This is a genomic window from Streptomyces albidoflavus (assembly GCF_000719955.1).
Lineage (GTDB): Bacteria > Actinomycetota > Actinomycetes > Streptomycetales > Streptomycetaceae > Streptomyces > Streptomyces albidoflavus.
On the sequence record NZ_JOII01000003.1, the window covers coordinates 129,037 to 141,672 of the forward strand.

Sequence of the window (12,636 nt, forward strand, 5' to 3'; positions counted from 1 at the left end):
CGGGGAGCGGTCACGGCAGGAGCGGGGCCCGGACGCCTTCGCGCAGGTACAGGTCGCGCAGCAGGCCGATCTCGCCGCCGTGATGCGCGACCTCGACCAGAGCGTGCAGGGCGAGCTTCTGGTAGGTCTCGTCGGCCCAGCCGCCGGGACCCCGGCCCATCGGCGCCAGCAGGCGTGCGTCGTCGAGGGCCGCGAGCCGTGCGGCGAAGTGCTCCCAGTCCTCGGCGAGCGCCTGGACGCCCTCGTCGGCGGTGCCCGGCCACGCGTGGCGGTCGCCGAACTCGGGGGCGTCGTCGAAGAAGTGCGTCACGTAGCCGCGCAGGCAGAGGGCGCCGATGTGCCAGATGCGCCAGGCGATGGTCGTCACGGGGTCCGGCGCCCCCGGGGCCGGTTCCGGGAAGAGCGTGGCGACGCGGAAGACACCGTCGTCGCCGGGGCGGACGCCGACGCAGTCGCCGACCGGCTCCCAGTGGTACTCGGCGTCGGTCAGGCCGTCGAGGCGCCCGAACAGCCGGGTCCGGGCGCGTTCGAAGATGGCGAGAAGGTCACGCGTGGCGGGGTTGTGCCCGGTCACGTCGGCCATGTCACTCCAGGGATCGATGGGTGCGGGCCGGTCGGGGGCGACAGGACCGGCCTGGCCCACGTCCTGGGCCGGCCTGATGGGTCAAGGAGCGCCCCCTCACGGCGGCGCCCCGGCTCACCGCGACGCGAACTCCTCCACCTCCCGCCCGTACGGCGGCTCCGCCCCCGCCCGCGAGCAGGTGACGGCGGCCGCGCGGGCGGCGAAGGTGAGGATCCCGGCCCAGCCGTCCGCGGTCAGCTCCGCCAGCGCCCCCGGCGTCAGGAGGTCGCGGGCCGAGAGGGCGTGGAGGAGGGCGGCGTTGACCGTGTCGCCCGCGCCGATGGTGTCGACCACCTCGACCTTCTCACCGGGGACCGCGTACTCCGCGCCGTCTTGGGTGCGGACGGTCAGGCCGTCGCCGCCCCGGGTGAGGACGACGGCGGCGGGACCGGCGGCCGCCAGTTCCGGCAGGCCGAGGCCGAGCCAGTCGGCGTCCTCCTCGCTGAGCTTGAGCAGGGAGACGTACGGGAGCCAGGAGCGGAAGCGGGAGCGGTAGGCGTCCGCGTCCGGGATCAGTTCGCCCCGGACGTTGGGATCCAGGGCGACGAAGACGCCGCGTCCGGCCTCGCGCCGCATCAGCTCCTCGTAGGCGCTCGCCCCCGGCTCCAGCACCAGCGAGCAGGTGCCGAAGGAGACGGCCCGGGTCTGCTCCGGCAGGGCGGGCGGCAGGGTGAAGAGGCGGTCGGCGGTGCCGCCCGTGTAGAAGGAGTAGGAGGCGGAGCCGTCCGCGCCGACGGCGGCGACGGCCAGCGTGGTCGGCTCGGGGCCGCGCTGGACCAGGCCGGTGGCGACGCCCTCCTCGCTCAGCCGCTCCAGCAGCGAGGTGCCGAAACCGTCGGTGGAGAGGCGGGAGCAGAAGGCGGCCGCGCCGCCCAGCCGGGCCAGGGCCACGGCGGTGTTGTACGGGCCGCCGCCGCGCACCGGCCGCAGCGGTGTCAGGGCGTCGCCCCGCTGCTGCGGTACCAGGTCGATCAGAGCCTCACCGGCGACGACGATCACAGGAATGTCCCTTCGGGGTGGTACACGGCGGCCCGGCGCTCCAACGGCCGGGCCGCCAGGGTAGACCGGTCAGCCCGCTGCCGGGGAGCGGCCCTCGGCGGCTCCCACCGCGGGCAGCCCGTGCGTGCCCTTGGCGTCGGCGCGCAGGGTGACGACCGAGACCAGGGTGAAGGTGGCCACCAGCGCCGACATCACCAGGTACGTCGGGGCGTAGCCGAGGCGGTCGTAACCCAGGCCCGCCAAGGGGGAGATGACGGCGGCGCCGACCTGCGTCGCCATCTGGAAGCCGATCAGGTAGATGGTGGAGGAGAGACGCGGCTCGAAGTGGCGGTTCACGTACTTGAAGATCGCGATCAGCATGATGGGCAGTTCGACGGCGTGCAGCAGCTTCACCGCCGAGATCGCGACCGGGTCCGTGACGATGCCGGAGAGGAAGATCCGGGTCGCCATGACGCAGCCGGAGACCAGCAGAGACTTCTTCGGGCCGAGCCGGTTGACCAGGAACGGCGCCAGCGCCATCCCGCCCGCCTCCAGGAAGACCTGGACCGAGTTGAGATCGCTGTACATCCGGTTGCCGTCGGCGTCCGTCGCGAAGAGCGAGGAGAAGTACGAGGGGAACATCGCGTCGTAGGTGTTGTACGTCGCCGTCACCGCGACCACGAAGAGCAGCAGCCCCCAGAAGGCCGGGTAGCGCAGGAGCGCGGCCACGTCGGCGAGGGAGACCGAGGCGGCGGCGTGGTCGACGGCGGCGGCCCGCCGTCCGTCGGTCACCCGGATCGCCACCAGCAGTCCGACGAAGACCACCGCCGTGCCGGAGGCGGCCCAGAAGGTCAGGTCCGGGTCGATGTTGAAGAGGCGGCCGGCCAGGAAGGTCGCCGCCGCCCAGCCGAGCGAGCCGAACATCCGGGCCCGGCCGAACTCGAAGCCGTGGAACCGGCTCAGCCGCTCCGCGTAGCTCTCCAGGGTGGCCACCGCGACCGCGAAGGCCATCGCGAGGTAGGCCGAGCCGACCACCAGGCCGAGGGCGAAGTGCGACTTGAGCAGCGGGCCGTAGACGTAGATGTACACCGGGCCGACCAGCAGCATCAGGGCGCCGATCCAGTACAGCAGGTTCTTGCGCAGGCCCAGCCGGTCCTGGAGGAAGCCGTAGACCGGCATCGTGACCAGGCAGCCGAGCGAGTTGGCGCCGATCACCAGCGAACTGCGGCCCGGGGTCAGGCCGATGTCCTGGGTCAGCCAGATGGAGAAGAGTGACCAGGAGAGCGACCAGGTCACGAAGAACATGAACAGGGCCGCGCTGATCAGGCCGAAGTTCAGGCGACGCCGGCCGCGCACCGGGACGGCCGCGGCGGGGCTCGGAGCCGCAGGGCTCTGGACGGTCATGGGCGCTCCCTCGCGCTGGGCACCGTACCGCGTCCTCGGCCGGTGCCTGACTCCTGGAGGCGGGCCAGTGCGCCCGTCCTCGATCCCTAACACGTGCTAGGGCGGACTCACTATCACGTGTTAGCTTTCGAAAGACAAGGGTTCTACGACAGGGAAGTGAACGCCCCCATGACCGACCGGAACCTCCCTCGCCACCACGTACGCCCGGCCGCCGGCCAGTGGTGCAACGACCCCAACGGGCCGCTCTTCCACGACGGCCGCTACCACCTCTTCTTCCAGCACAACCCCGCCGCCGCCGTCTGGGGCTCCATCCACTGGGGTCACGCCTCCAGCCCCGACCTCGTCCACTGGACCGACCACGGCATCGCCCTCACGCCCACCCCCGGCGGCCGCGACGCCCTCGGCGCCTGGTCGGGCTGCGCCGTGGTGGACGAGTCGACCCCGACCGCCGTCTACACCGGCATGGACCGCGAGGACGGCATCGGCTCGGTGATGCTGGCCCGCGCCACCGACGCCACCCTCACCACCCTCAAGGCCGAGCCGGAACCGGTGGTCCCGGGCCCGCCGCCCGGCCTGGACCTGAACGCATTCCGCGACCCCTACCTCTTCACCCACGAGGGCACCCGCTGGGCCGTGGTCGGCGCCGGGCACCGCGCCACCGGCACCGGCGACGTCCTCCTCTACCGCGTCCACTCCCTCACCGACTGGAGCTACGCCGGCTCCCTCCTCGACGCCACCGACCCCATCGCCGCCCGCGTCGCCGCCCCCGCCACCGCCTGGGAGTGCCCGGCCCTGCTGCCCACCGGTGACGGGCGCTGGGTCCTGCTGCTCTCCCTGTGGGCCGACTCGGTCACGTACACCACCTCCTACCTCATCGGTGACCTGCGGACCGAGGGGGAGGGGCTGCGCTTCGTGGCCGCGAGCGGCGGGATGCTCGACCACGGCCGCGACTTCTACGCCCCGACCGCCCTGGTCGAGGACGGGCGGACCCTGCTGTGGGGCTGGAGCTGGGAGTCCCGCACCGAGGAGGAGTCGCTCGCCGCCGGCTGGGCCGGATGCCTCACCCACCCGCGCGAGATCGGCGTCCACCCCGACGGCACCCTGCGGCTCGCCCCCGCCCGCGAACTCGCCGCCCTGCGCGGCCCCGAGCTGCCGCCCGGTGCCGGGCTGCCGCCCGCCTACGAGATCGAGGTGGGGGTCACCGCGCTGCTCGCCGACAGCGAGGTGGTGCTGCGGCTCGGCGACACGGTCGCGCTGTACGTCAACCCGACCCGGGGCACTCTCGTCCTGGACCGCTCCGGCGCGCCCGCCACCGCCTCCCACCCGCTGCCGCGCACCGACCGGGCCGTCGCCACCGTCCCCGGCGGCGTCCGCTCCCGCCTGCGGGTCCTCGTCGACGGCCCGCTCCTCGAACTCTTCCTCGACGAACGGGCGATGGTGACCGAGAAGATCTACCCGGCGCCCGAGGGGCCGTACACGGTGGAGACCGTCCGCGGCCGGGCGGCCACCGAGGTCAGGGGCTGGACGGTGGTCTGACGGAGTCCCGCTCCACCACGGGGCACGGCAGCCGCAGCGCCCGCGCGGTGTCGACCTCGCCCCCGGCCTCGGCGGCGTCGAGCAGCAGCCGCACCGCCGCCGCCCCCATCGCGTGGTGCGGCAGCGCCACCGTCGTCAGCGCCGGGACCAGATGGGCCGCCATCTGGTCCTGGTCGTCGTACCCGACCACCGACAACTCCTCCGGTACGGCGATGCCCAGCCGGGCCGCCGCCAGCAGCACCCCGGCCGCCACCCGGTCGTTGGCGCAGACCACGCCGGTCGGCCGGTCCGCCGTGTCCAGCAGCGCGAGCGCCGCCGCGTACCCCTCGTCGATCTGCCACCCCACCCGCAGCCGCCACTGAGGGCGCGCCGCCAGCCCCGCCGCCCGCATCCCGTCGCCGAAGCCCCGGCCGCGCGCCGAGGCGGCGATGTCCCCGGGCCCGCCGCCGAGCAGGGCGATCCGCCGGTGACCCGCGCCGATCAGCACCTCCACCGCCGCCCGCCCGCCGGCCCGTTCGTCGGGCACCACGCTCGCGTACGTACCGGCCTCCTGCGGGAGGCAGTTGGCGAGCGCGGCGTGGGCCGGGTCCACATCGAGCGGGACCGCGGTGCGGCGCATCGACATCGCCGCGTAGACGATCCCGTCGACCCGGCGGGCCCGCAGCTCCGCCACCGCCTCGGCCTCCGCCGCCGGGTCCCGCCGCGATTCGAGCAGCAGCACCTGGTGGCCGCGCTCACGGGCCGCCTCCATCGCGCCGAGCACCAGCCGACCCGCGAACGGGCTGGTGGCGATCTCGTCGCTGAGCAGCCCGATCACCCCGCTGCGCCGCCGCCGCAGCGACCGCGCCACCTCGTCCGGCCGGTACCCCAACTGGTCGGCGGCGCGCCGGATGCGCTGCTGCGTCTCGGCGGAGAGGTTGCCCTCGGCCCGCCCGGTGAAGACGAACGAGACGGCGGCCCGGGACACCTCGGCCAGCTCGGCCACATCACGGGCGGTGGGGCGGTTCACGAGGGGTCCTCCAGTGGGTGCGCCGAGGGCGAGGGCCGGGCGGGCGTCGTTCAGTATCGCGGCAGTGGGCGCGGGTTCGGGTCTGGTGGACGGGGCGGGCCGGTCCCTGCTGAGGACCCGGGCAGGCGGGTCCTCCCAGGTCTGCGGTCACCGGCCTCCTCTCGTCATGGGGACGGGGAGAGCTGCTCCCGCACCCACGCGGGGTCGGGGTTGGTGTGCGGTTGGCCGGCTATGAAGACGGTGGGGACGGTCTCGTTGCCGTCGTTGGCCGCCCGGGCCGCCTCGGCCCCCGCCGCATCGCGCCAGATGTCGACCCAGTACAGCCGGCCGGCGCTGCGGCCCAGCCGGAGGCGCAGGCGTATGCAGTACATGCAGCCCGGCCGCCACAGGACGACCGGCCGGCCGTCGGCCGCGCTGCGGCCCTGTGCCTCCCGCAGCCCGACCGGCTTCGGGAAGATCAGGGGGGAGTGCACCGCCGCGAGGGCCAGGAACACCAGCAGGAGCAGGGCGGCCGTGCCGGGTTTGCCCGAGACGGCCGAGGTCGCCGCGACGGCGGCGCCGCCGAGGGCGAAGAGCAGGGGGAGGGTCCAGACACGTTTCATGCCAGGAGGCTATCGACGGCCGGGCTCGCCCCGTCCACAGGAGCGAGGGGATTATCGGATGAACCGGGACCGGCGGGTCCGTACGCTCGGCCCGTGACCGAGGGGATTCAGGAGATCGTGGCAGGGCTGCCCGAGCTGAAGGACGTCGCCGGGGTGTGCGCGGTGGCGGACGCGCGGGTGGCGCGAGGAGACGCGGCGTTCGCCGCCGACCTGGGCGTGGCTCTCGCCCGGGCGTACGGCCGCGCGGAGCCGCTGTGGCAGTACCGGAGCGTCTTCGGCCATCTGCTGCGCCTGCTGGCCACCACGGCGGGCCCGGAGAACCTCACGGAGGCCCTGCGCCTGGTCTCGTCGCCCGAGGCCGCCGACCGGAGGCGGGACCGCCACGTCGCCTCGCTGCTGGCCTCCTGCCGGCGTCCGGAGGAGCTGACCGTGGTGTTCTCGGGCCACGCCTCCGAGGAACTCCGGGCCTGTCTCGTGCACGAACTGGTGCTCCGGGGAGTGGCGGTGGACGAGGAACCGGGCATCGCGCGCTGGGCCAGGTCGCCGCACTGGCGGTACCACCCGCTGGGGTGGCTGCCCCTGACCCGGTCCGGCATGGAGGACGGGGCGGATCTGCCGAGCTACAGCCTCAGGGGGAGCAGCCACGCGATGCCGTACGGGCCGTCGGGGGGCGGCCCGTACAGGGGGACCGGCGGTGCGCGGGTGCCCTCGGCGGCGGAGGTGACCACCCCGCAGCTCGCCGCCGCGCTGAGCAGCGCCGTGGCGAACTGGGCCGAGGAGTCCAACGGGGTCGTCGAGGCGCGGGTGTTCGACCTCGCCGGTCCGCCGGCCGACCAGGCGGTTCCGGCCACGCTGCTCACGCTGGGGCTGGAGTCGCTGGCGGGGGCGGGGAGGAAGAAGGCAGCCCTGTCCGTCTCCGCCTGTCCGCCCGGTCAGGCGTGGCGTGTCCTGTTCGCCGCCGCCTCGACGGGAGGGGCGTACAACTCCGGTTCCCACGGTGCCTACGGGCGTCTGGCGGCCTGGCAGTCCCTGGCGGCGCTGGCCGGGGTGGCGGACGGCGCCGGTGCCGCCGAGATCGAGGCGCGGGCGGCGGAGTGCGCCTGGTTCGGCTTCGACGCCCGGACGGACTGGTTCGAGCAGGTGGCCTGGGACATCGGGCTGGCCGCGCTCGCCCCGGACCGGCGCCGCCTGGCCGTGCTCGCCGCGACCGACACCGACTGAGGCGCCGGGGCCCGCCGCCTCGCCCCCGCCGATAGGGTGGCCCGGGCACGGCGGCGGACGGTGGAGGCGGGTATGGGCAGCGGCGGAACCCGGGCGACGGGCGGGCCCGCGCGGCCGACCTCCAAGGATGTGGCGCGGCTCGCCGGGGTGTCGCACACCGCCGTCTCCTTCGTCTTCAACGGCCGCGCCGAAGGCAACCTCTCCGCCGCCACCCAGGAGCGCATCCGGCAGGCCGCCGAACAGCTCGGCTACCGGCCCAACGCCGTCGCACGCGGCCTGCGCCGCAGCCGTACGGCGGTGATCGGGCTGGTCACCGACCACATCGCCTCCTCCCCGTTCGCGGGGGCCTTGCTGCGCGGCGCCATGGAGACCGCCTGGGAGCAGGGGCACCTCGTCCTCACCGTCGACTCCACCGGAGACCCGGCCAAGGAGAACGCGGCCGTCGCCGAACTCCTCGACCGGCGGGTGGACGGCATCATCTACGCCGCCATGTCGCTGCGCACCGCCCAGCTGCCCGAGGGGCTGGAGCGCACCACCACCGTCCTTGCCAACTGCCTCCCCGCCGACGGCGCCCACGCCGCCGTCGTCCCCGCCGAGCGGGCCGGCGGCCGGGCCGCCACCCGGCTGCTCCTCGACGCGGGGCACCGCCGGATCGCGGTGGCGGGCGGTCTCGACGACATCGCCACCGCCGAACGGCTGCGCGGCTTCCGCGACGCCCTGCGCGGGGCCGGGCTGCACGCCCCCAAGGAGTGGACGCGACGCGAGGGCGGCGAGATCTCCGCCGGGTACCAGGCGGCCGTACGGCTGCTGGACGGCGTTCCGCCCGCGGAGCGCCCCACCGGCATCGTCTGCTACAACGACCGCGTCGCGGCCGGGGTCCTGCACGCCGCCGCCCGGCTGGGCCTCGACGTCCCCACCGGTCTCTCCCTCGTCGGCTACGACGACCAGGAGCACATGGCCGCCTTCCTCACCCCGGCCCTGACCACGGTGGCGCTGCCGCACCGGGCGATGGGGGAGCGGGCGGCACGGCTCCTGCTCGACGCCCTCGCCGCCCAGGCCGCGCCCCCGGCCGAGGTGGTGCGGCTGGAGTGCCCGGTGGTGGAACGGGCCTCGGTGGCGGCGCCCCCCATCGGTAGCTGACACGTACAAGTCCCCGCAACCCGGGCCCAGTCCCATGCTCGCCCTCACCTGGTGAGAACCCAGGAAAGCTCTCGCCCTCTCTTGACCTTTAACGAGTTAGGTCTACAGTCCTGAGTCACAGTCGGCGAGCGAGCTACGAAGGGGACGGACGCGGATGCGCGGGTTGACGAGGAGGAAGCTGTTCCGGGCCGGTGCGCTGGGGGCGGTGGGCGCGGCCCTGCCGTCCGCCACGGCCCGGGCGGTGCCCGGCGAGCGGGGCGCGGCGCCGGCGAACCGGGCACGGGAGGCGGCCAGTTACCGGGCGGAGTACCACTTCACCGTCCCGGACCAGTGGAAGAACGACCCGCAGCGGCCCGTCTGGATCGACGGGGAGTATCTCTACTACTACCTCTACAACGCCGACTACCTCACCGGCGGCACCACCTCGGGCACCGCCTGGCGCCTCGCCACCAGTACCGACCTCGTCCGCTTCCGCGACCAGGGCGTGGCGGTGCCGAAGGACACCACGCCCAACGGCGACGTGTGGTCGGGCTGTGCGGTGGTGGACACCGACGACACGGCCGGTTTCGGCGCCGGAGCCGTCGTCGTCCTGGCCACCATGGAGCCCGACGAGACCACCGACTCCCAGGCCCAGTACCTCCACTACTCCACCGACGGCGGCCGCACCTTCCAGCCGCATGGCACCGACCCGGTGCTGCCCAACCCGGGCGTCAAGGACTTCCGCGACCCCAAGGTGATCCGCGACGAGGAGCGCGGCCGCTGGGTCATGGCGCTCACCGAGAACACCAAGGTCGGCATCTACCACTCCGACGACCTCAAGCAGTGGAGCTACGCGGGCGGCTTCGTGAAGGAGGGCATCGGCGTCCTGGAGTGCCCCGACCTCTTCACCCTCCGCACCTCCGACGGCGACACCCGCTGGGTCCTCGCGGTCAGCGCCAACGGCAAGGACGCCGGACTGCCCAACACGTACGCCTACTGGACCGGCGACTTCGACGGCACCACCTTCACCCCCGACGCCGACGAGCCGCAGTGGCTCGACCACGGCTTCGACTGGTACGGCGCCGTCACCTGGGAGAAGCGCGACGCGGACGGCTCCGTCGACCCGGAGGTGCGGTACGCCATCGCCTGGATGAACAACTGGGACTACCCCGACACCACCCCCACCATCGACGCCGACGGCTTCAACGGCACCGATTCGGTCGTCCGCGAGGTCACCCTCCACCGCGACGGCTCCGGTGCGTACTTCCTCGCCTCGCGCCCGGTCGCCGCGCTCGACCGGTACGTCTCGCGCACCGTCGACCTCGGGGACCTGGCCGTCGACGGCCGACTGGTGCTGGAGTACACCGGTACCGCCTACGAGTTGACCACCGAGATCACCTGGGACGAGCTGGCCGGCGCCGGGGTCCAGCTGCGCCGCTCCGCCGACGGCTCCCGTCACATCGACGCCGGAGTGCACGGGGACTACGCCTTCGTCAACCGGCGCGGCAGCGCCAACCCCGACACCAGCGGCAGGTGGCAGGAGAGCCGCAGCCCGTTCGACCCGGCGGCGGGCAGGGTCCGGCTGCGCGTCCTCGTCGACCGCACCACCGTCGAGGTCTTCTTCGACGACGGGCGCCACACCCATTCCATGGAGGCGTTCCCGTACCTGGTCGACACCGGCCTCGCCCTCTTCACCACCGGGGGCCCGGCGGTCTTCCGCTCAACGGTGATCAGGGAGTTCACCCTCTGAGAGGGAGGCGGGCACGAGGGCTCCGGGCGGCGGGCGCGGGGCCCTTCGCGCTTCGCCACTTCCGGCGGGCGCGGATGCGGGGAATCCGACGTTACGGCTGGTTATATCTAGCGAGGTGAGAAGGCGGGATTCCGTGCCGCCCCGCATCGTCCGGCTCAACGTCAGTGAGGTCCGCATGACTTCGTCCACCACCGCGCAACCCACGACCGTCGAACCGGTCCAGGGGCGGCGGCCGGGAAACGCGGTGATCGACTGGCTGACGACGACCGATCATAAGAAGATCGGGAAGCTCTATCTTGTCACCTCGTTCGGCTTCTTCCTCACCGCCGGCCTGATGGCGATGCTGATCCGCCTGGAACTCGCCCGCCCGGGAATGCAGATCGTCTCCAACGAGCAGTACAACCAGGCGTTCACGATGCACGGCACGATCATGCTGCTGCTCTTCGCCACCCCGACCTTCATCGGATTCTCCAACGTGATCATGCCGTTGCAGATCGGCGCCCCCGATGTGGCGTTCCCCCGGCTGAACATGTTCTCGTACTGGCTTTTCCTCTTCGGCGGGCTCATCGTGCTCGGGAGTCTGCTGACCCCGGGAGGCGGGGCGGATTTCGGGTGGACGGCCTATTCCCCGCTGAACAGCGCCGAGCGGTCGCCGTCGATCGGCGGTGACCTGTGGATCATGGGGCTCGCGCTCTCCGGGTTCGGCACCATTCTGGGCGCGGTCAACTTCATCACGACGATCATCGTCATGCGGGCTCCGGGGATGACGATGTTCCGGATGTCGATCTTCACCTGGAACACCCTGCTCACCTCGGTGCTGGTACTGCTGGCCTTTCCCGTCCTGGCCGCCGCCCTGCTGGTGCTGGAGGCCGACCGGCGGTTCGGTGCCATGGTCTTCGCGCCGGAGAACGGCGGCGCGATCCTCTGGCAGCACCTGTTCTGGTTCTTCGGCCATCCCGAGGTCTACATCATCGCGATCCCGTTCTTCGGCATCGTCACGGAAATCCTCCCGGTCTTCTCCCGCAAACCGGTCTTCGGATACTTCGGGCTCGTCGGCGCCACCATCGCCATCACCGCCCTCTCGGCAACCGTCTGGGCGCACCACATGTTCGCCACCGGCGCCGTCCTGCTGCCGTTCTTCTCCTTCCTGACGTTCCTCATCGCGGTGCCCACCGGCGTCAAGTTCTTCAACTGGATCGGCACCATGTGGCACGGCTCGCTCTCCTTCGAGACGCCGATGCTGTGGTCGGTCGGCTTCCTCGTCACTTTTCTTTTCGGCGGCCTGACCGGCGTCATCCTCGCCTCCCCGCCCCTGGACTTCCACGTCACCGACAGTTACTTCGTCGTCGCCCACTTTCATTACGTGGTCTTCGGCACGGTCGTCTTCGCGATGTTCGCCGGCTTCTCTTTCTGGTGGCCCAAGTTCACCGGGAAAATGCTCGACGAGCGCATCGGGAAGATGCATTTCTGGTCGCTCTTCATCGGCTTCCACCTGACCTTCCTCGTCCAGCATTGGCTCGGCGCCGAGGGAATGCCCCGCCGCTACCCGGACTACCTCGCCGCCGACGGCTTCACCGCGCTCAACACCGCCTCCACCGTGGGCGCCCTGCTTCTCGGCGCCTCCACACTCCCGTTCCTCTACAACGTCTGGAAGACCGCCCAGACCGGTACGCGCGTCCAGGAGGACGACCCGTGGGGCTTCGGCCGGTCCCTGGAGTGGGCCACCTCCTGCCCGCCGCCCCGCCACAACTTCGTCACCCTGCCCCGCATCCGCAGCGAGTCGCCCGCCTTCGACCTGCACCACCCGCTCACCGCCCGCTGGGACGAGGCCGAGGGCGCCGGAAAGCGCGACGTCGTCGAGCCCGGGGGCCACGGCAAGTAGGGCGGAGAAGAAATCTCCCGGCGGATGTCGAGAACCCGTGTCCCGCTCCGTCCCCGGGGTGAAGACGGCCAGAATGGGCCGCCCGCACACCGAGGAGAACCACCATGGCCAAGTACCTGCTCCTGAAGCACTACCGAGGCGCCCCGGCCTCCGTCAACGACGTGCCGATGGACCGGTGGGCGCCGGAGGAGATCACGGCGCACATCGGGTACATGAACGACTTCGCGGACCGGCTGCGGGAGACCGGCGAGTACGTCGACAGCCAGGCCCTCGCCCCCGAAGGCGCCTGGGTCCAGTACGGCGGGGAGGGCCGGCCGCCGGTCACCGACGGGCCGTTCGCGGAGACCAAGGACCTCATCGCCGGATGGATGGTCATCGACGTGGACAGCTACGACCGCGCCGTCGAGTTGGCCGGGGAGCTCTCGGCCGCGCCCGGGGCCGGCGGTGAGCCGATCCACGAGTGGCTGGAGCTGCGTCCCTTCCTGACCGAGCCGCCCACCGTCACCGAGTGAG

The 12,636-nt window shown here is 72.7% G+C and carries 11 protein-coding genes; 6 read left to right on the forward strand and 5 right to left on the reverse strand.

The features are described 5' to 3' along the window. Positions 1-10: 10 nt before the first annotated feature. From IF45_RS0103960 to IF45_RS0103970, 3 genes are all read right to left on the reverse strand, one after another. A complete protein-coding gene (locus tag IF45_RS0103960) occupies positions 11-583 on the reverse strand; it encodes a DinB family protein (RefSeq protein WP_008412290.1) in 573 nt (190 codons plus the stop codon). Between the two features lie 114 nt (positions 584-697). Next, positions 698-1,621 carry a carbohydrate kinase family protein gene (locus tag IF45_RS0103965; RefSeq protein WP_003951721.1) on the reverse strand — a complete coding sequence of 308 codons (924 nt, stop codon included), beginning with the start codon at positions 1,619-1,621 and terminating at the stop codon, positions 698-700. Between the two features lie 69 nt (positions 1,622-1,690). Continuing rightward, positions 1,691-3,004 carry an oligosaccharide MFS transporter gene (locus IF45_RS0103970; protein ID WP_030305503.1) on the reverse strand — a complete coding sequence of 438 codons (1,314 nt, stop codon included), beginning with the start codon at positions 3,002-3,004 and terminating at the stop codon, positions 1,691-1,693. 168 nt (positions 3,005-3,172) lie between these two features. On the opposite strand from IF45_RS0103970, the gene IF45_RS0103975 reads away from it, so the two are divergent. After that, positions 3,173-4,540, forward strand: coding sequence for a glycoside hydrolase family 32 protein (locus tag IF45_RS0103975; RefSeq protein ID WP_030305505.1), 1,368 nt, complete (start codon positions 3,173-3,175; stop codon positions 4,538-4,540). Here IF45_RS0103975 and IF45_RS0103980 read toward each other — a convergent pair. Together IF45_RS0103980 and IF45_RS0103985 are read right to left on the reverse strand one after the other, a co-directional pair. Beyond that, complete coding sequence (locus tag IF45_RS0103980; protein ID WP_008412296.1) at positions 4,518-5,549, reverse strand: LacI family DNA-binding transcriptional regulator; 1,032 nt, start codon at positions 5,547-5,549, stop codon at positions 4,518-4,520. The genes IF45_RS0103975 and IF45_RS0103980 overlap by 23 nt on opposite strands. Before the next feature lie 164 nt (positions 5,550-5,713). After that, positions 5,714-6,151, reverse strand: coding sequence for a glutaredoxin domain-containing protein (locus IF45_RS0103985; RefSeq protein WP_008412298.1), 438 nt, complete (start codon positions 6,149-6,151; stop codon positions 5,714-5,716). Positions 6,152-6,244: 93 nt separating this feature from the next. On the opposite strand from IF45_RS0103985, the gene IF45_RS0103990 reads away from it, so the two are divergent. The 5 genes from IF45_RS0103990 (at position 6,245) to IF45_RS0104010 (ending at position 12,635) form a co-directional block, all read left to right on the forward strand. Next, complete coding sequence (locus tag IF45_RS0103990) at positions 6,245-7,372, forward strand: DUF6183 family protein (RefSeq protein ID WP_008412299.1); 1,128 nt, start codon at positions 6,245-6,247, stop codon at positions 7,370-7,372. 72 nt (positions 7,373-7,444) lie between these two features. Next, entirely contained in the window at positions 7,445-8,512 is a 1,068-nt protein-coding gene (locus IF45_RS0103995) for a LacI family DNA-binding transcriptional regulator (RefSeq protein ID WP_030305508.1), read from the forward strand. 154 nt (positions 8,513-8,666) lie between these two features. Beyond that, positions 8,667-10,241: a glycoside hydrolase family 32 protein gene (locus IF45_RS0104000; protein WP_030305510.1), complete on the forward strand. Its 1,575-nt coding sequence runs from the start codon at positions 8,667-8,669 to the stop codon at positions 10,239-10,241. Between the two features lie 175 nt (positions 10,242-10,416). Next, entirely contained in the window at positions 10,417-12,123 is a 1,707-nt protein-coding gene (gene ctaD, locus IF45_RS0104005; protein WP_030305512.1) for an aa3-type cytochrome oxidase subunit I, read from the forward strand. Between the two features lie 104 nt (positions 12,124-12,227). Then, positions 12,228-12,635 (forward strand): YciI family protein, encoded by a 408-nt coding sequence (locus IF45_RS0104010; protein WP_003951732.1) that lies wholly within the window; start codon positions 12,228-12,230, stop codon positions 12,633-12,635. Position 12,636 lies beyond the last annotated feature (1 nt).

What these genes read in the sequence shown, in the direction of transcription:
- IF45_RS0103975 (WP_030305505.1), top strand. Translation starts at nt 3,173, where the DNA reads ATGACCGACCGGAACCTCCCTCGCCACCACGTACGCCCGGCCGCCGGC.
- IF45_RS0104000 (WP_030305510.1), top strand. Translation starts at nt 8,667, where the DNA reads ATGCGCGGGTTGACGAGGAGGAAGCTGTTCCGGGCCGGTGCGCTGGGG.
- IF45_RS0103960 (WP_008412290.1), bottom strand. Translation starts at nt 583, where the DNA reads ATGGCCGACGTGACCGGGCACAACCCCGCCACGCGTGACCTTCTCGCC.
- ctaD (WP_030305512.1), top strand. Translation starts at nt 10,417, where the DNA reads ATGACTTCGTCCACCACCGCGCAACCCACGACCGTCGAACCGGTCCAG.
- IF45_RS0103970 (WP_030305503.1), bottom strand. Translation starts at nt 3,004, where the DNA reads ATGACCGTCCAGAGCCCTGCGGCTCCGAGCCCCGCCGCGGCCGTCCCG.
- IF45_RS0103985 (WP_008412298.1), bottom strand. Translation starts at nt 6,151, where the DNA reads ATGAAACGTGTCTGGACCCTCCCCCTGCTCTTCGCCCTCGGCGGCGCC.
- IF45_RS0103995 (WP_030305508.1), top strand. Translation starts at nt 7,445, where the DNA reads ATGGGCAGCGGCGGAACCCGGGCGACGGGCGGGCCCGCGCGGCCGACC.
- IF45_RS0104010 (WP_003951732.1), top strand. Translation starts at nt 12,228, where the DNA reads ATGGCCAAGTACCTGCTCCTGAAGCACTACCGAGGCGCCCCGGCCTCC.